This window comes from Kluyvera sp. EC_51 (assembly GCF_019584505.1).
Classification (GTDB): Bacteria; Pseudomonadota; Gammaproteobacteria; order Enterobacterales; family Enterobacteriaceae; genus Kluyvera; species Kluyvera sichuanensis.
The window spans coordinates 24788-42804 of sequence record NZ_VDAG01000085.1 but is presented as its reverse complement, the minus strand read 5'-3'; the positions used below and the strand labels follow the sequence as shown (position 1 = coordinate 42804).

Below are 18017 nucleotides of genomic sequence, written 5' to 3'. Positions count from 1 at the left end.
GTTGGTTTGGTGCGGCACCGGGGTCGGCGTAAACGCCTCGGCCGGGCTACCGCTCAAGTAGCCCGGCCGAGCGTATGCGACGCCGGGAAGCCGTCAGCTCAACAGCGTAAACGCAATCATACCAATAATGGCGCCGACCGTTCCCAGGATGGTTTCCATCATGGTCCAGGTTTTCAGCGTCTGCGCTTCGGTAGCGCCGGTAAACTTCCCGAACAGCCAGAAGCCCGCGTCGTTGACGTGGCTCACCACGATAGAACCGCCACCGATACAGATAGAGAGCGCTGCCAGCTGCGCACCGCTGTAGTGCAGCTGTTCAATCACCGGCATCACCAGGCCAACCGCGGTCAAACACGCCACCGTGGCGGAACCCTGAATGATACGTACCGCCGCGGCCAGGATGAAGCAGGTCAGCGCAATCGGCAGGCCCATCCCGGTCAGGGCTTCACCCAACGCCGGGCCAACGCCGGAATCCACCAGCACCTGTTTGAACACGCCACCGGCACCAATCACCAGCAGGATAATCCCCGCAGGCTGCAGCGCCGCGCCGCAAATCGCCATCACCTTGTCTTTTTCCATGCCCTGACGGAACGCCAGACCATAGATAGCCACCAGGCAGGCAATCAGGATCGCGGTGAACGGGTGACCGATAAATTCAAACCACTGATAGGTTTCTGACCCCACCGGCACGAAACGCGCGGCAATAGTTTTCAGACCCACCAGCACCAGCGGCAGCAGGATCAGCGCCAGGCTAAAGCCGAAGGACGGCATTTTACCTTCGCCAAGGTGCGGCTCAGTGATGTCATCAGGAATATTCAGCTCAACGTAGCGGCTGATAAAGTTGCCCCACAGCGGACCGGCAATAATCATCCCCGGGATCGCCGCACACAGGCCAATCAGAATCATCCAGCCAAAGTCAGCGTGCATCTGGGAGGCCAGCAGCATCGGTGCAGGCCCCGGCAGCAGGAACGCCGCCGCGGCAGCAACGCCCGCAAACAGTGGAATCACCAGCTTCACCAGGTTCGTCCCGGTGTGGCGCGCCATCGAGAACGCGACGCTAATCAGCAGCACGATCGCCACTTCAAAGAACAGCGGCAGCGCGCAGATAAGACCGGCAATACCAATCGCGTAGTGTGCGCGGCTATGGCCGAACGATTTCAGCATTTTGACGGCAATCTGATCGACCGCGCCGGTTTCATGCAGAATCTTGCCAAACATCGCGCCAAGCGCCACGACAATCGCCAGGAAGCCCAGCGTGCCGCCCATCCCTTTCTCCATGGTTTCCGCGATTTTAATCAACGGCATACCGGAGAAAAGCCCTGCACCAATAGACACCACCATCAAAGCCAGGAAGGCGTGCATACGCGCCTTCATGACTAAAAACAGCAGCAGCAGAACGGAGCCGACTGCGGTTAAAACGAGCGTTAAAGTTGTCACGCGGCACAGCCTTTGTTGATCACCTCAATCGTGCTGTCGATAACGCCTTCCAGCGGCTGATCGATATCAACCACCAGGACATCGCGTTCTTCAGCGCCCGGCTCTTGCAGGGTTTCAAACTGAGTGACCAGCATTTGAGTTTTGAAGAAGTGACCTTTACGCGCCTTCAGGCGGCTCTCAATCACGTCGAAATCCCCTTTCAGGTAGACGAAGGAAAGGTTCGGGTTACCTTCACGCAGAATGTCGCGGTACGCTTTTTTCAGCGCAGAGCAGACAATCAGCGAGACTTTGTTGGTGCGCTGCATCGCGAAAGCCGCGTCGTTCAGCGCCTGCAGCCATGGTTTGCGATCGTCGTCGTTCAGCGGTTCGCCGGAGGACATTTTGACGATATTGCTGCGTGGGTGCAGGAAGTCGCCGTCAAGGAACGCGGCGTTCAGACGGTGTGCGACTTCGCTGGCGACGGCGGATTTACCGCTGCCGGATACGCCCATCAGTACATAGACATGGTGATCGTGGTTAGTCGTGCTCAAGGCGTCCTCCTGTTGGGCACTGGCAATTAGATTTGGGAAATTGTTACGGGTAACAGTTATCGGTAACATTGTCCTGCCGGGCAAGTGGATAAGCAATAACCATTCGTGCCGGAAGTGAATTCTAAGTGAATATGTGTGATCTAGTTCAAACTTGTTAGGGCTAAATAGATCCGCCCGGTGACAAAGTGAAACCTAAATCTAACATTTTTGGCGTAACCGCTTCACCGCGAATGCGCGCCAGCAAGCGCTCTGCGCCGATGCGCCCCATGCGTTCACGCGGGGTCAGCACGCTGGCAAGACGCGGCTCCATCACCTGACCGATGTCGTGGCCGTGGAAACCGGCAATCGCGATGTCGTCAGGAATGCGCAGCCCAAGGCGCTGGCACTCAAACGCCGCGCCAACCGCCAGGTCATCGTTGGTACAGAAAATACCGTCCAGGTTGGAGAACTCACGTCGCGCCTGGCGCATCAGTTCGATGCCGGAAGTATAGGAGGACGACTGCTCTACCATCACGCTGTACGGTATCAGGCCCGCGTCAAGCATCGCCTGCTCGTAGCCCTTCTGTTTGATGATAGTACGTTCGTCGAGACGTGCGCCTAAATAGGCAATGTGACGATGACCGCGGGCAATAATCGCCGCCGTCATCTGGCGCGCCGCTTCGAAGTTATCAAAGCCAACGGCGATGTCGAGGCACGGTGACTGGCTGTCCATCAGCTCCACCACCGGGATCCCGGCGACTTCAATCATCTTCAGGGTGCGAGGAGTGTGGGTACGTTCGGTGAGAATCAGACCGTCAATGTTCCAGGAGAGCATCGACTCCAGGCGTTCCTGCTCCATTTCTGGTTTATAGCCGTAGTGCGCCAGCATGGTCTGATAGCCGTGAGCATCGGTGACGCTTTCTACACCGCGCAGCACTTCAGCAAAAACCTGGTTGGTTAACGATGGCAGCAGCACGCCAATAGCGCGGCTAGTGGCGTTGGAGAGAATATCGGGCGCCCGGTTGGGGATATAACCCAAATCATCAAGAGCCGCCGCAATTTTGCCACGTAACGCCACGGAAACCTGTTCCGGGTTACGGAGAAAACGGCTAACCGTCATTTTGGTTACGCCAACGCGATCGGCAACATCCTGAAGTACGGGTCTTTTCTTTTTCATCGTCCGGAGGTAAGCAAAGGTGAAATATTGCTGAAGTTTACCACGGAGATGGCGCAACCTCCCCGCAAGATTAGGGAGGTTGCGCGATTTATTTAAGCCGGATCAAACTGGCGGCAGATCGAAGAGTAAAATTTCACTTTCGCTATCCGCGTGAACGGAAATTGCCTGCTCGTCCCAGATGGCCAGGCCATCGCTGGTGGTAGCCTTAGTGCCATTGATGCTCACTTCGCCTTTGACTACCTGAATCCACACGCGGCGGTCAGCGGCAATCTGGTGCACCGACTGTTCGCCTTTCGCCAGCGCCCAACGGTACAGTTCCATATCCTGATACACCTTCAGCGAGCCTTCACGGGCATCCGGTGACAGCACCAGCTGTTTGCCCTGCAGGGCGTCGAAGCGGCGCTGTTCGTAACGCGGCGTGATGCCGGTTTTTTCTGGAATGATCCAGATCTGGTACAGGTGCAGCTTATCGGTGGCGCTCGGGTTGTACTCAGAGTGACGAATACCGGTACCCGCACTCATAATCTGGAACTCGCCCGCCGGAACCTGCTCTTTGTTGCCCATGCTGTCCTGGTGCTCAACGGCGCCTTCCAGAACGTAGGTCAGGATTTCCATGTCTTTGTGCGGGTGAGTACCGAAGCCCTGGCCGGCGTCAATCACGTCATCGTTAATCACGCGCAGTGCCGAGAAGCCCATGTAATTCGGATCGTAATAATCGGCAAACGAGAAGGTATGCCAGGAATCCAGCCAACCATGATTCGCATGACCACGTTCATTTGCTTTGCGTAAGAAAATCATTTTTTACCCCCTCATGTTTTCGATGAAACAAGTTTGGACGTAAACCGGTCAGGATGATAGTGGGTGAAAATTGACTCCTCTGTTCAAAAAATATGAACAAGAACGGAGGAGCCATGTTTGCTTATTTGGCGAGGCTTATCGTGGCAGGAGCTGGCTGCTCAAAGGCCCGTTCGAGCAGTTCCATATTGGTCAGAGCCTCAGTTTCCTTGACAAAATTCGGCGTGCCGTTTGTCAGCGTCTGGTACAGCGCATCGTATACGCGACCGTAGTCACCGCGCTCCGCCTGCCACTGCTCTTTCACCGTGTCGCCTGCGTCGTTAACGTACTCCAGGTAAGAGACGGAGTCGTCGGCCGCGAAGTTCGCATCGCCCGGCATAATACCCGCTTTCAGGCTGGTTTCCTGCTGGTCGATACCGTATTTCACAAACGACCCTTTGGTGCCGTGAACGGTAAATTTCGGGTAGTCGATTTTCACCAGGTGGCTGGTTTTGACAATCGCTTTCAGGTTGCCGTAGTAGAGCTGCGCTTCAAAGGTGTCGTCCGGGTTGGCCGGGTTGCGCAGGCTACGGATATCGTAGGAGGCGTGATCCGGGCGGCCAAACAGCGAGATAATCTGGTCCATGGTATGCACACCCAGGCCATAAAACGCGCCGTCCTGCGGGCGACCCGGCTGAGTTGGCGATTCCGGGCGGTAGTAATCAAAGTGGCTTTCCACTTCCACAATCTCACCCAGCTTGCCGCTCTCAATCGCTTTTTTGGCGGTCAGGAAGCAGGAGTCAAAGCGGCGGTTCTGATACGGTGACACCGTCAGCCCCTTGCTTTTCGCCAGCGCAAACAGCGTTTTGGCTTCGGCAAGCGTTGGGGTGAACGGCTTTTCCACCAGCACGTTCTTGCCCGCTTCCAGCGCCTTTTTGGCGTACTCGAAGTGGCTATCGGCATGGGTACAGACCACCACCAGCTTCACCTGCGGGTCGTTCAGAATATCGTCCATCTCGCTGGTGAAATGGATATGCGCATACTGCGGCGCCTGCTCATCCGGCTTTGGGCTGCGGCGATAGATATGGGCGACGTGCCAGTCGGCTTTACGTTCGAGGACATAAGGAAGGTGGTAGCGGGTGGCGCTTTTGCCAAAGCCGATAAAGGCGCAGTGCAGAGTCATGGTTCAGTCCTTTTGAAATGTTTGCTGAACACCATAACGCACCTCGAAACGAAATGAATCCCCACACGGCTAAAAATAGCCCGAAATAATACGTTATAGCCGGCCAATAAGAACCACCAATAAATCCTGCAAAAATAACGAGTTAAATTCCGAAAATCATCCTGAATCGTTGACCGTGTCGGGCAAATTCTGGATAAGGGTGCCTGCGAAATAAGGGATATTTCGCACCTGTATCCCGCAACGGAGTCACCACGAATTGCTCATAGGAAGAGAGTTTCTCGCCGTTAATTGCACCATTTTTTTTTGGCTACTCGCCCTGATAGCCTGGTATTTCAACGCCCCCTCTCTGGCGTGTTTATCCGGCGTGTGTGCCCTCTCCTCTTTCGTCATCCACATCAAACTTAATCAGGCCAATCACATGTTTAAAAAGAATAAATCCATTGACGTTTCCCCTGCCACCGCACCGGCTTCACTCCCTGTCGAGGAAAAAGAGTCCGTCAGCGCCAAAAAGCAGGATGCAACAGTCATCGCCAGCAACGTGTGCTTTGAGGGCAATATTGCCTCAAACGGGCACGTCTATATTTACGGTTCGCTGAAAGGCAACATCGAGGCTGAAGAGGGGCTGATAAAAATCATTCACGGCGGCCTGGTCGAGGGCAACATCACCTGCCGCGAGCTGATTATCGATGGTAACGTGGTGGGGCAATGTCACAGCCAGTCGCTGGAAATCGCCGAAAACGGCCATGTGGTTGGTACCCTTGCCTACCATCAACTGGCCATAAAGAAAGGCGGGAAATTCTCTGGACAGGCAGAGGTTCTGCCCGCAGAAACAGGGAAAAACAATGTGGTCGGTTTTGCCCATGAGCCCACGATCTCCGACACTGCGTCCGCCAATACGACCAGGCACACAGAAAAAAATGACAAAAAAAAGCCAGCTTAAAGCTGGCTAAAGTAATACTGGAAGCAATGTGAGCAATGTCGTGCTTTCAGGTTCTCCGCAAGGACGCCCTGAATGCAGGACAATAATAATCATTCTCATTCGCACTTGTCCAACATTTTTTGCAAAAAAAGCCAATTGACGCACATTTCAAAATCAATGATGTTAAAAGGGACTTTTAACCCACCAAGGATATGAAGAATGAGTGACATAGTGATCCGCCACGCTGAACCTGAAGATTACGACGCAATCCGTCAGATCCACGCCCAGCCGGAGGTGTATCACAACACGCTACAGGTCCCTCATCCTTCCAGCCATATGTGGCAAGAGCGGCTAGCCGACCAGCCCGGTATCAAACAGCTCGTCGCCTGCATCGGTGAACAGGTGGTTGGGCACCTCTGCATCGCCGTTGCCCAGCGCCCTCGCCGCAGCCACGTCGCCGATTTCGGTATCTGCGTCGACGCCCGCTGGCAGAACCGCGGTGTCGCCAGCGCGCTGATGCGTACCATGATTGATATGTGCGACAACTGGCTGCGCGTCGACCGTATTGAGCTGACGGTGTTTGTCGATAACGCACCGGCGGTCACGGTTTACCAGAAGCACGGGTTTGAGATTGAAGGTACGGGGCGGAAATATGGGCTGCGTAACGGAGAGTATGTGGATGCGTATTTTATGGCGCGGGTGAAGGGGTAATCCCTCACCCTAACCCTCTCCCAGAGGGTTAGGGGACCGTATGGTGCGGCTTATAAATCAGTAATCTACCCTGCCTTTCTCCCTCTCCCTTCCAGGGAGAGGGTCGGGGTGAGGGTAAACTAGTACCCCGCCGTCAAATCATCAGGCGAACGCGGATCCGACGCCCCATACAGCGTTCCGTCCGGGTCCACCATAATGCTCTGCGTGCTGCCCATCGCCTCTTTCACCGCTACCTTTTGCCCCTTCGCTTCCAGTAGCTTCAGCGTATCCGGGCTAAATCCTTTCTCAACCCGCAGTTCGTCCGGTAACCACTGATGGTGGAAGCGCGGCGCGTTAGTGGCTTCTGCCACGTTCATGCCGAAGTCGATGGAATTCACCACCATCTGCAGCACCGTGGTGATAATCCGGCTACCGCCAGGGCTACCGGTCACCAGCCACGTTTTCCCGTCTTTTACCACAATGGTTGGCGACATTGACGACAGCGGGCGTTTCTTCGGCCCAACCGCGTTGGCATCACCGCCCACCAGCCCGTAAACGTTCGGCACACCGGGTTTGGCGGAGAAGTCATCCATCTCGTTATTCATCAGAATGCCGGTATTGCCCGCCACGATGCCGGTACCAAAAGTGGTGTTGAGGGTGTAGGTCACCGCCACCGCGTTACCGTCTTTATCCACCACTGAGAAGTGGGTGGTCTGGTTGCTTTCGTACGGCGCCAGTTTGCCCGGTTTAATCTGGCTGGACGGCTTGGCCTTATTGATATCAATCTGGTCAGCAATCGATTTGGCGTAGGCTTTGTTAGTCAGCGCCTGCCACGGCACCTTCACGAAGTCCGGGTCGCCGAGGTATTCAGAACGGTCGGCGTAGGCGTGCTTTTCCGCCTCTGCCATCAGTTGCATTGCGTCGGCGCTGCCGAAGCCGTATTTATGCAGGTCGAAGTTTTCGAGGATATTGAGGATTTGCACGATGTGGATCCCGCCGGAGGACGGCGGCGGCATCGAGAAGACTTCGTAGCCGCGGTATTCACCGCTTATCGGCGTACGCTCAACGGCTTTGTAGTTTGCCAGATCCGTTTTGCTCATCAGGCCGCCGTTTTTATGCATCTCTTCGGCAATCTGGTCGGCAATCGCCCCTTTGTAGAAGGCATCCGGTCCGTTTTCAGCAATCAGTTCCAGGCTTTTTGCCAGATTCGCCTGCACCAGCTTATCGCCCTTTTTCAGCGGCTCGCCGTCTTTCCAGAAAATGGCCTTACTGTTGGCATGATTCGGCAGGACTTCACTGCCGTAGGTTTTAAGATCGTCAGCCAGCGCATCGTTGACCACAAACCCCTCTTTGGCGAGCTTAATCGCCGGGTGAATCACTTTGTTGAGCGGCATCGTGCCGTACTTCTCCAGCGCCAGCGAGAAGCCTGCCACCGTGCCCGGCGTGCCGGAGGCCAGGTGCGAGGTCAGCGACTTTTTACTGTCCGGGTTACCCTGGTCGTCGAGGAACATGTCGCGGGTCGCCTGCTCCGGGGCCATTTCACGGAAATCAATCGCCGTGGTGTTCCCATCTTTGGTCCGCAGCATCATAAACCCGCCGCCACCGATATTCCCTGCCTGCGGGTGCGTCACCGCCAGCGCGTAGCCCACGGCCACCGCCGCATCCACGGCATTGCCGCCCTGGCGCAGAATCTCAACGCCCACGCGCGTGGCGGTAGCATCAACGGAAGCCACCATGCCATGCTGGGCACGTACGGAATGGAAAACATCCTCCTCAACGCCGTAAGAAACCGGCGGCGGTGGAGGTGCAGAAATCGCGCTAAAACAGCTTCCTGACAGCAGAGCAGCAAGGGCTACCCGGCGTAAAAACGTCGGTATTATTATCATCATCATTCTCCAGAGCGTGCGGTGAGGTCCTCACTAAGCCTGGTTCATAATGCTGAAATAATCCTCGTTACGATGGGAAAGGAGTAAACTTAAGCGATCCCCTACACGGAGGAAAGACGATGAAACGATTACTGATTCTGGCGGCACTGCTGCCGTTCACCGCGCTGGCCGCGCCGCTGAACGTCGATAACAACCCGAACAAACCGGGTTATGAAATCCCAAGCCAGCAGCGGATGCAGACCCGCATGCTCAATCAACAGCAGCAGCAATCCAGCATGCTGAACCAGCAGCGCAAGGTGCAGACGCAGCAGCAACAGCAGCATCTGCAAAACCAGCTTAACGCCAACCAGCAACGCGTTCAGCAGTCGCAGCCGGGTATGCTAAATCAACAGCAGCCGCTGCCCAATAGCAACGGCGGTATGCTGAAGCAGTATTAAGGCTGGAAGTCAGGCCCGATGATATCAATCGCATCGGTGCAGATGCAGTCGACACCCCAGCGCAGCAGCTCGGCGGCGCGCTGGGGGCTATTCACGGTATAGACCAGAATCCGCAGCCCCGCTTCACGCAGCGCATCTACCCGCGCTTCATCCAGCAGTTGATGGTTGAGGTGAATGGAGACGCAGCCCAGACGCGTCGTCAGCTCACGCCAGTCGTCACGCCACTCATCCAGCAGTAAACCCCGCGGCAGCTCCGGTACGGCAAGCTGGGCGGCTTCCAGCGCATCAATTTCAAACGACGACAGCAGCGGTGGGGTCATGTCAGCCCAGAGTTCACGCGCGGCCAGTGCCACCACTTTTCCGGTCAACGGCCCGCTGCCGGTAGTCGGTTTAATTTCGATATTCGCCATCATGCCGTGCTGACGGCAGCGTTCTGCTACCTGCGACAGCAGCGGCAGCGGCTCGTTTTTAAAGCTGCTGTTAAACCAGCTTCCGGCATCCACGCGCAGCAGATCCTGCCAGTTGAGTTCACCGGCAATGCCCCAGCCGTTGCTGGTACGTTCGAGGTTGTCGTCATGCAGCAGGAAAATCTGCCCGTCTTTCGACAGCTTGGCATCAAACTCAATCATGGTATGACCGTAGTGGGCGCCAACGTCGATCGCCGCCAGGGTGTTTTCCGGCGCTAACTTACCGCCGCCACGGTGGGCGACGATGTGGGGATAAGGCCAATTGCTCATACGCGTAATCCTGTCTCACCTTCAAAGAGGTGCAGATGATCGTCCGGCAGATGCAGCCACAGCGTGGTGCCCGCGTGCGGACGCTGCTGGTGCGGTAAGCGCACCACCATTTTCTGCTCACCAAAGCGGCCGTGGGCCAGGTTATCGGCGCCGAGAATTTCCAGCGTATCCATCACCAATGGCACGCCGCCTTCGGCCTGCGAGCTTAGCGCAATATGTTCCGGACGGATACCCAGCGTCATGCGGCGACCGGCATATTCGCGCTGAGAGGCTGGCAGCGGCAGCTGCATACCGTTTTCCAGCACGAAGCGCGAGCCAGACTCATCAATCTGACCGTCCAGCAGGTTCATTGCCGGGCTGCCGATAAAGCTCGCCACAAAGCGGCTGGCCGGTTTCTCATACACTTCCACCGGCGTGCCAATCTGCTCGGCAATCCCTTTGTTCATCACCATCACCCGCTGGGCGAGGGTCATCGCTTCCACCTGATCGTGAGTTACATACAGCGAGGTGGTTTTCAGACGGCGGTGCAGCTGCTGCAATTCAAGACGCATCTGCACGCGCAGTTTGGCGTCGAGGTTAGAGAGCGGTTCGTCGAACAGGAACACCGCCGGGTCACGCACGATAGCGCGCCCCATCGCCACGCGCTGGCGCTGGCCGCCGGAGAGCTCGCGCGGGCGGCGCTTCAGCAGGCCGTCCAGCTCAAGAATACGCGCCGCTTCCTGCACTTTTTCGGCAATGTGCGCTTTGCCCATGCCGCGAATTTTCAGCCCCCAGGCCATGTTCTCTTCCACGCTCATGTGCGGGTAGAGCGCATAGTTCTGGAACACCATGGCGATGCCGCGATCCTTCGGCTCCATTTCGGTCACACGCTTGCGGTCAATCCAGATGTCACCGCTGGTTACGCGCTCAAGCCCTGCCACCATGCGCAGCAGCGTCGATTTTCCGCAGCCAGACGGGCCGACCATCACAATAAATTCCCCGTCTGCCACGTCCAGCGTCAGCGGTTGAATGACCTGGGTTTTACCGTCCCAGCTTTTGGTTACTGCCTGTAGTTTTAAACCAGCCATTTTTATTTCTCACTATCGACCAGGCCGCGTACAAAGGCACGCTGCATGGCTAAAACGATAACAACAGGGGGAATAAGGGTGAGCAGCATCGCCGCCATCACCTGGTTCCACTGCGTGGTGCCTTCACCGGTAGCGATCATCCCTTTGATGCCTGCCACGGCGGTGCCGAGATTCACGTCGGTAATAATCAGCAGCGGCCAAAGATACTGGTTCCAGCCGTAGATAAAGGTGATGACGAACAGCGCCGCAAGGTTGGTTTTCGACAGCGGCAGCACGATATCGCGGAAAAAGCGCATCGGCGAAGCGCCGTCGATACGCGCCGCTTCAATCAGCTCGTCCGGCAGGGTCATAAAGAACTGTCGGAACAGGAAGGTGGCGGTCGCCGACGCCATTAACGGCAGCGTCAGGCCCGCGTAGCTGTCGAGCATCTTCAGGTTGGCAATGACCTCAACCGTCGGGAAGATACGCACTTCCACCGGCAGCATCAGGGTAATAAAGATCATCCAGAAGAATAGGTTACGCAGCGGAAAGCGGAACCAGACGATGGCGAATGCCGAGAGCATCGACACCGCGATTTTACCAACGGTAATGGCGAAGGCCATGATGAAACTGTTGAGCATCATCAGCCAGAACGGTGCGCTGTTGGCCCCCACGCCGTTGACCCAAATGGCCTTCATATTCTCAAACAGATGGCCGCCGGGAATCAGCGTCATCGGCGTTTCAAACACCGCTTTGTTATCCAGCGTCGCCGCCGTAAAAGCGACGTACAGCGGAAACAGGATCACGATAATCCCGAGGATCAGCATGGTGTGGCTGAATATCGTCAGCCCACGACGGTTCTCAATCATTGGTAGCGCACCTTACTTTCCACGTAACGGAACTGCACCACGGTCAGGATGATGACGAGGAACATCAGCACCACCGACTGCGCCGCAGAGGCCGAGAGATCCAGCCCGGCAAACCCTTCGCGGTAAATCTTATAAATCAGCGTGGTGGTGGCCTGTACCGGGCCGCCCGCCGTCGCGGCATCGATCACCGGGAAGGTGTCGAAGAAGGCGTACACCAGGTTCACCACCAGCAGGAAGAAGCTCACCGGTGCAATCAGCGGCAGCGCCAGCTTGAAGAAGCGGCGAATTGGGCCCGCACCGTCGATGGCCGCAGCCTCAACCAGCGAGCGCGGAATAGATTGCAGCGCGGCGAAGAAGAACAGGAAGTTGTAGCTTATCTGCTTCCAGACCGAGGCGAAAACCACCAGGAACATGGCCTGGCCGCTGTTCTGCGCGTGGTTCCAGTCGTAGCCGAACTCACCGAGGAAGTGGGTAATCAGCCCGCGTCCGGGGTTAAACAGGAAGATCCACAGTACGGCGGCCACGGCAGGCGCGACGGCATAAGGCAGCAGCATCAGCGTCTGGTATAGACGGCTGCCGCGCACCACGTAGTCCACCAGGGCGGCGAAGAACAGCGAGACCAGCAGGCCGCTTATCGTCACCAGACCGCTGAACTTAATCGTCGTCCAGAAGGAGTCGAGATAGTAGCTGTCGTGGAACAGCGTGACGAAGTTATCCAGACCAACGAACTGGCTGGAGAGACCAAACGGGTCAACGCTTTGCAGTGAGTACCACAGCGCTTCACCGGCGGGCCAGATAAAGAAGATAACGGTGATAATCAGTTGCGGGGCGACCAATGCATAGGGCAGCCAGCGGGATTTAAACACCGGACGGGATGATGACATAGTTAAACTCTGAGTTGGTGTCCCCTCACCCCGGCCCTCTCCCCAAAGGGGCGAGGGAGAAAGGCGGGTCCCCTCTCCCCTATGGGGAGAGGGTTAGGATGAGGGGTTAGTCAATGATTAAGACTTGGTCGATTGCTCGAAGCGACGCAGCAGCTGATTCCCGCGCTCTACCGCAGAATCCAGCGCCTGCTGAGGCGTTTTCTTACCGGTCCAGACGCTTTCCAGTTCTTCATCCACGATGGTACGAATCTGCGGCATGTTGCCCAGACGCAGCCCTTTGGTGAACGGCAACGGTGGCTTGTTCAGCATCTGACGCGTGGCGATGTCGGCACCTGGGTTCTTGTCATAGAAGCCCTGCTGACGAGTCAGGTCGTATGCGGCGGTAGTGATTGGCAGGTAGCCGGTTTTCTGGTGCCATTCGGCCGCAATTTCAGGCTTCGCCAGGAACTCGAGGAATTTCGCGACACCGGTGTAGGTCTCTTTGTCTTTACCCTGCATCACCCACAGGCTCGCCCCGCCGATGATGGCGTTCTGCGGTGCGCCCTTCACGTCAGCATCGTAAGGCATCATGCCCACGCCGTAGTTGAATTTGGCGTACTGACGAATGTCCGCCAGCGAGCCGGAAGAGGCGGTGGTAATGGCGCAGTCGCCGTTGTAGAACTTCTCGGTGGACTCATCTTTACGGCCGAAGTAGCTGAAATCACCTTTCTTGTTCAGTTCTTCCAGCAGCGCGATGTGTTTCACCTGCTCTGGCTTGTTGAATTCCAGTACCGCATCGGTACCGTCGAAGCCGTTATTTTTTGTCGCAACCGGCAGGCCGTGCCAGGCGCTGAAGTTTTCAATCTGGATCCAGCCCTGCCAGCCGCTGGCGTAGCCGCACTTCATACCGGCCGCTTTCAGCTTCGCGGTATAGGCTGCCAGATCCTGCCAGGTTTTCGGCGGCTGATTCGGGTCTAGACCGGCTTTCTTGAAGGCGTCTTTGTTGTAGTACAGCACCGGGGTGGAGCTGTTAAACGGCTGGGACAGCAGGTGCCCGGTTTTGGAGTCGGTGTAGTAACCGGAAACCGTCGGCACAAACTGAGATTCATCGAACTTGATACCGGCATCGTCAAACACCTGATACACCGGCTTAATCGCTTTTGACGCCATCATGGTGGCGGTGCCAACTTCATACACCTGCAAAATTGCCGGGGCGTTACCGGTACGGAACGCGGCGATACCTGCGCTCAGGCTCTGCTCATAGTTGCCTTTGTACACCGGCTGAATTTTGTAATCCGGGTTGGCGGCGTTGAAGCGCTGCGCCAGAGAGTCAACCTCTTTACCCAGCTCACCTTCCATTGAATGCCAGAACGGAATAGTAGTTACCGCCATAGCCTGACCTGCGAATGCCAGACTCATTGCCAATCCTAAAGCTGTATGTCGTAACGATATCATCGGTTATCTCTCTTTTTGTGCCGGGATGCGCGATATCACGCGTTTTATGTTCGCGGGGGTAACATGACATGCTCGAATGACAGAAAAATAACTTTTTTATTACAAAAAAAAGATAGTAAGGCGACAAAGGGATGGCAAGGCGGTGACGGTTCTAAGAAGGGAAAGTGGGAGCTATGACACGTATAGGGAAAGTGCCGTTCCCGGGGTCGGTGCAAGCACCTCGCCCGGGATACGGGTTGCCGGAAGGCGATGCTGGCGCATCTTATCCGGCGTTATTGCGACGAATTAACCGCCGAGGTACGCGCTGCGCACCGCTTCGTTCGCCAGCAGTGCATCACCGGTGTCTTCCAGCACCACGTGGCCGTTTTCCAGCACGTAGCCGCGGTCGGCGAGCTTCAGCGCCTGGTTGGCGTTCTGCTCGACGAGGAAGATGGTCATGCCCTGCTTACGCAGTTGCTCGATGGTGTCGAAAATCTGCTGGATGATAATCGGAGCCAGCCCCAGAGAAGGCTCATCCAGCAGCAGCAGGCGCGGCTGGCTCATCAATGCACGGCCAATAGCCAGCATCTGCTGCTCACCGCCGGACATGGTACCTGCACGCTGAATGCGACGCTCAAGCAGACGTGGGAACAGGTCATACACCCACTTGATGCGCTCCTGGAACTGATCGCGGTCGGCGAAGAAGCCGCCCATCGCCAGGTTCTCTTCCACCGTCATACGCGAGAAGACGCGACGCCCTTCCGGGACAATCGCCACCGCTTCACGCATGATTTTCGCCGTCTGCCAGTCGGTAATGTCTTTATCATCAAAGACAATACGCCCGCTGGTGGCACGTGGGTCGCCGCACAATGTGCCGAGCAGCGTGGTTTTACCCGCGCCGTTGGCGCCAATCAGGGTCACAATTTCCCCCTGATTGATATGCAGGCTGACGTCATGCAGCGCCTGAATTTTGCCGTAGTGGGCGCTGACTTTATCAAACGATAACATCACTTTATCCATATTCTGCCTCGCCCCCATTATGCTTCACCTAAATAGGCGCGGATCACGTCCGGGTTGTTGCGGATCTCTTCTGGCGTACCGTTCGCTAGCGGCGTCCCCTGATTCACCACGTAGATGCGATCGGAAATGCCCATCACCAGCTTCATATCGTGCTCAATCAGCAGGATAGTGGTGTTGTGATGGTTACGCAGCTCGGCAATCAGCTCATCCAGCTCTTTGGTCTCTTTCGGGTTAAGGCCCGCCGCCGGTTCGTCGAGCATCAGGATTTCCGGCTGCGTCACCATGCAGCGGGCAATCTCCAGACGACGCTGGTCACCATAGGCCAGGTTGCTAGCCTGACGGTTGGCGTGCTCTAACAGGCCGATACGCTCAAGCCAGGTGGCCGCACGGTCCAGCGCTTCGCTTTGCGCGCGCTTGAACGACGGGGTTTTCAGCAGGCCGGAGAAGACCCCGGTCTTCAGCTGCTGGTGCTGTGCCACCAGCAGGTTTTCAATCACCGTCATTTCGCGGAACAGACGCACGTGCTGGAAGGTACGCACCACGCCCATGCGGGCAATCTCCTGACCCGGCAACCCTTCCAGGTGCTGGTCACGCAGCATAATGGTGCCGCCGGTCGGCTTGTAAAAACCGGTCAGGCAGTTAAAGACCGTGGTTTTCCCCGCGCCGTTCGGGCCAATCAGGGAGACTATCTCCTGAGGATGCAGCTCCAGCGCCACGTTGTTGACCGCCAGCAGGCCGCCAAAACGCATCATCAGGCCGTTAACGGATAATAATGGCTGACTCATGCCTGCTCTCCTTCTTTCGCTTTCCCGCTTTTCAGCTTGAGCTGCGGACGGGTCATCGGCAGAAGCCCCTGCGGACGCCAGATCATCATCAGAACCATCAAACCACCCAGCATCAGCATGCTGTATTCGTTGAAGTCACGCATCAGCTCGCGCGACACCACCAGCAGGACGGCGGCGAGAATAACCGCAAACTGCGAGCCCATCCCGCCCAGTACCACAATCGCCAGCACGAAGGCCGACTCGGCAAAGGTAAAGGATTCCGGGCTGACAAAACCCTGACGCGCGGCAAACAGCGTACCGGCAAAACCGGCAAACGCGGCGCTGATGGTAAAGGCGGTCAGCTTGATGCGCGTTGGGCTCAGGCCCAGAGAGCGACAGGCAATTTCATCTTCACGCAGCGCTTCCCACGCACGGCCCAGCGGCATGCGCAGCAGGCGGTTGATGACAAACAGGCTCAACACCACCAGTAGCAGCGCCACCAGATAAAGGAAGATAACGCGGTCAGACGGGTCGTACTTAACGTTAAAGAAGTTGCTAAAGGTATCCCAGCCGCCTTCACGGGCGCTGCGGCTGAACTCCAGGCCAAAGAAGGTCGGTTTCGGGATCTGGCTGATGCCGTTCGGACCGCCGGTAATCTCAGTGTTGTTGAGCAGCAGGATACGGACGATTTCGCCGAAGCCTAAGGTCACAATCGCCAGATAGTCACCGCGCAGACGCAGTACCGGGAAGCCGAGCAGGAAGCCCGCCGCCGCCGAGACCAGCCCCGCGATCGGCAGACAGGTCCAGAAGCCGAGACCGTAATAGTGGTTCAGCAGCGCGAAGGTGTAAGCGCCGATGGCATAGAAGCCACCGTAACCCAGCACCAGCAGGCCGGAAAGCCCCACCACCACGTTCAAACCAAGGCCGAGGATGATGTAAATCATGGTCAGGGTGGCAATATCAACCGTGCCACGTGAAACCATAAACGGCCACGCTACGGCGATCACCAGCAGCGCGACCAGGAACAGCTTCTGTTTAACCGTCGAGCCGTCAATGGCAGGCAGAATAAACTTCGGCCCGGAGACGCTTTTCAGCCCCTTCTGGAATAACGGGCGCAGCATCTGGAAGAAAAAGACCACTGCGGTGCCGATAAAGATCCACTGCCAGCGGATATCCGCCGCGCTGCCGACCACCAGTTTGGTACCGTCGAGCTGTAACTGAACGCCCATAAAGACGCCAGCCAGGACAAAGAACATCGCCGCCGACAGCAGCGCCATCGCAAATTGCATCGGTTTCATACTTTCTCTACCTCCGGGCGGCCCAGGATACCGGTCGGCATCACCAGCAGCACCACGATCAGCAGCGCGAACGACACAACGTCTTTATATTCGGTGCTCAGATACGCGGAGGACAGCGCTTCCGCGATGCCGAGAATCAGCCCACCAATCATCGCCCCTGGAATACTGCCGATACCGCCCAGAACCGCCGCGGTGAAGGCTTTCATCCCGGCCATAAAGCCGATATACGGGTTGATAACGCCGTAGAACTGACCCAGCAGCACGCCCGCCACCGCCGCCATCGCTGCGCCAATGACAAACGTCAGGGCAATCACGCGGTCGGTGTTAATGCCGAGCAGGCTCGCCATTTTCAGGTCTTCCGCGCAGGCGCGACAGGCGCGTCCCATACGGGAATAGCGAATAAACAGCGTCAGCGCCAGCATGGCCACGAAGGTCACAATCCAGATAACCAACTGCATGGTGGTGATGGACGCGGAGAAGTTTTCGCTGCTGCCGACAATCCACTGGCCGTTAAACAGGCTTGGCAGCGCGATATCGCGCGAGCCTTCGGTCAGACTGACGTAGTTTTGCAGGAAGATGGACATCCCGATGGCGGAGATCAGCGCAATCAGACGCTTGGAGCTACGCACCGGGCGGTAGGCCACCCGTTCGATGCTCCAGCCGTAGGCGCTGGCAATCACAATCGCCCCGATGAAGCCAGCAGCAACCAGCAGCCAGCCGGTGTCGATGCCCATCATCATTAATGCGGCGATGATCATAAAGGAGACATAACTACCGATCATGTATACCTCGCCGTGGGCGAAGTTGATCATGCCGATAATCCCGTACACCATGGTGTAACCGATGGCGATCAGTGCATAGGTGCTTCCCAGCGTAACGCCGTTAAACATCTGCTGCACAAAGTAGAGAACCTGCTCTGACATATATTAGCCTTTTGCTACCCCTGCGAATCTACGCCCGCCAGGGGGAAATGAAGG

Annotated in this window: 17 protein-coding genes and 1 pseudogene; 3 read left to right on the top strand and 15 right to left on the bottom strand. The window is 56.7% G+C overall.

Annotated elements, in window-relative coordinates; all coding sequences use genetic code 11:
• Positions 1–93: 93 nt before the first annotated feature.
• The 5 genes from gntU to FHC49_RS15165 all read right to left on the bottom strand — a co-directional run bounded on the left by gntU (position 94) and on the right by FHC49_RS15165 (position 5077).
• Complete coding sequence (gntU, locus tag FHC49_RS15185) at positions 94–1434, bottom strand: gluconate transporter (protein WP_185667346.1); 1341 nt, start codon at positions 1432–1434, stop codon at positions 94–96.
• Positions 1431–1964 carry a gluconokinase gene (gntK, locus tag FHC49_RS15180; RefSeq protein WP_220440231.1) on the bottom strand — a complete coding sequence of 178 codons (534 nt, stop codon included), beginning with the start codon at positions 1962–1964 and terminating at the stop codon, positions 1431–1433. Before gntK ends, gntU begins: the two co-directional genes overlap by 4 nt.
• A 160-nt stretch (positions 1965–2124) precedes the next feature.
• Complete coding sequence (gene gntR, locus FHC49_RS15175) at positions 2125–3120, bottom strand: gluconate operon transcriptional repressor GntR (RefSeq protein WP_185667348.1); 996 nt, start codon at positions 3118–3120, stop codon at positions 2125–2127.
• Between the two features lie 102 nt (positions 3121–3222).
• On the bottom strand, positions 3223–3918 hold the full coding sequence (locus tag FHC49_RS15170; protein WP_035892157.1) for a pirin family protein: 696 nt from the start codon (positions 3916–3918) through the stop codon (positions 3223–3225).
• 121 nt (positions 3919–4039) lie between these two features.
• A complete protein-coding gene (locus FHC49_RS15165; protein WP_220440230.1) occupies positions 4040–5077 on the bottom strand; it encodes an oxidoreductase in 1038 nt (345 codons plus the stop codon).
• 262 nt (positions 5078–5339) lie between these two features.
• Between FHC49_RS15165 and FHC49_RS15160 the strand changes: the two genes are divergently transcribed.
• Together FHC49_RS15160 and yhhY are read left to right on the top strand one after the other, a co-directional pair.
• Positions 5340–6017 (top strand): polymer-forming cytoskeletal protein, encoded by a 678-nt coding sequence (locus FHC49_RS15160; protein WP_220440270.1) that lies wholly within the window; start codon positions 5340–5342, stop codon positions 6015–6017.
• 198 nt (positions 6018–6215) lie between these two features.
• Positions 6216–6707, top strand: a complete 492-nt coding sequence (gene yhhY / locus FHC49_RS15155; protein WP_220440229.1) for an N-acetyltransferase — start codon at positions 6216–6218, stop codon at positions 6705–6707.
• Positions 6708–6826: 119 nt separating this feature from the next.
• On the opposite strand, the gene ggt is transcribed toward yhhY, so the two are convergent.
• On the bottom strand, positions 6827–8569 hold the full coding sequence (gene ggt, locus FHC49_RS15150) for a gamma-glutamyltransferase (protein WP_220440269.1): 1743 nt from the start codon (positions 8567–8569) through the stop codon (positions 6827–6829).
• A 122-nt stretch (positions 8570–8691) separates the two neighbouring features.
• Here ggt and FHC49_RS15145 point away from each other — a divergent pair.
• Positions 8692–8997, top strand: a pseudogene (locus tag FHC49_RS15145) (DUF2756 family protein); the annotation flags it as partial.
• A gap of 8 nt (positions 8998–9005) precedes the next feature.
• Here the strand turns inward: FHC49_RS15145 and ugpQ are convergent.
• The 9 genes from ugpQ to livH form a co-directional block, all read right to left on the bottom strand.
• Positions 9006–9746 carry a glycerophosphodiester phosphodiesterase gene (gene ugpQ, locus FHC49_RS15140; protein ID WP_220440227.1) on the bottom strand — a complete coding sequence of 247 codons (741 nt, stop codon included), beginning with the start codon at positions 9744–9746 and terminating at the stop codon, positions 9006–9008.
• The gene (locus tag FHC49_RS15135) at positions 9743–10813 is read right to left on the bottom strand and encodes a sn-glycerol-3-phosphate import ATP-binding protein UgpC (protein WP_035892164.1); all 1071 of its coding nucleotides are present in this window, start codon (positions 10811–10813) and stop codon (positions 9743–9745) included. The genes ugpQ and FHC49_RS15135 overlap by 4 nt, the downstream gene beginning before the upstream one ends.
• A 2-nt stretch (positions 10814–10815) precedes the next feature.
• Positions 10816–11661, bottom strand: coding sequence for a sn-glycerol-3-phosphate ABC transporter permease UgpE (ugpE, locus tag FHC49_RS15130; protein ID WP_123650889.1), 846 nt, complete (start codon positions 11659–11661; stop codon positions 10816–10818).
• Positions 11658–12545 (bottom strand): sn-glycerol-3-phosphate ABC transporter permease UgpA, encoded by an 888-nt coding sequence (ugpA, locus tag FHC49_RS15125; RefSeq protein ID WP_035892166.1) that lies wholly within the window; start codon positions 12543–12545, stop codon positions 11658–11660. Before ugpA ends, ugpE begins: the two co-directional genes overlap by 4 nt.
• Positions 12546–12662: 117 nt before the next feature.
• The gene (gene ugpB / locus FHC49_RS15120; protein ID WP_220440226.1) at positions 12663–13979 is read right to left on the bottom strand and encodes a sn-glycerol-3-phosphate ABC transporter substrate-binding protein UgpB; all 1317 of its coding nucleotides are present in this window, start codon (positions 13977–13979) and stop codon (positions 12663–12665) included.
• 285 nt (positions 13980–14264) lie between these two features.
• Positions 14265–14978, bottom strand: coding sequence for a high-affinity branched-chain amino acid ABC transporter ATP-binding protein LivF (livF, locus tag FHC49_RS15115; RefSeq protein ID WP_081918523.1), 714 nt, complete (start codon positions 14976–14978; stop codon positions 14265–14267).
• A gap of 17 nt (positions 14979–14995) precedes the next feature.
• The gene (gene livG, locus FHC49_RS15110) at positions 14996–15763 is read right to left on the bottom strand and encodes a high-affinity branched-chain amino acid ABC transporter ATP-binding protein LivG (RefSeq protein WP_220440225.1); all 768 of its coding nucleotides are present in this window, start codon (positions 15761–15763) and stop codon (positions 14996–14998) included.
• Positions 15760–17040: a branched chain amino acid ABC transporter permease LivM gene (livM, locus tag FHC49_RS15105; protein WP_220440224.1), complete on the bottom strand. Its 1281-nt coding sequence runs from the start codon at positions 17038–17040 to the stop codon at positions 15760–15762. The genes livG and livM overlap by 4 nt, the downstream gene beginning before the upstream one ends.
• Positions 17037–17963 carry a high-affinity branched-chain amino acid ABC transporter permease LivH gene (livH, locus tag FHC49_RS15100; RefSeq protein WP_035892178.1) on the bottom strand — a complete coding sequence of 309 codons (927 nt, stop codon included), beginning with the start codon at positions 17961–17963 and terminating at the stop codon, positions 17037–17039. The genes livM and livH overlap by 4 nt, the downstream gene beginning before the upstream one ends.
• Positions 17964–18017: the final 54 nt, after the last annotated feature.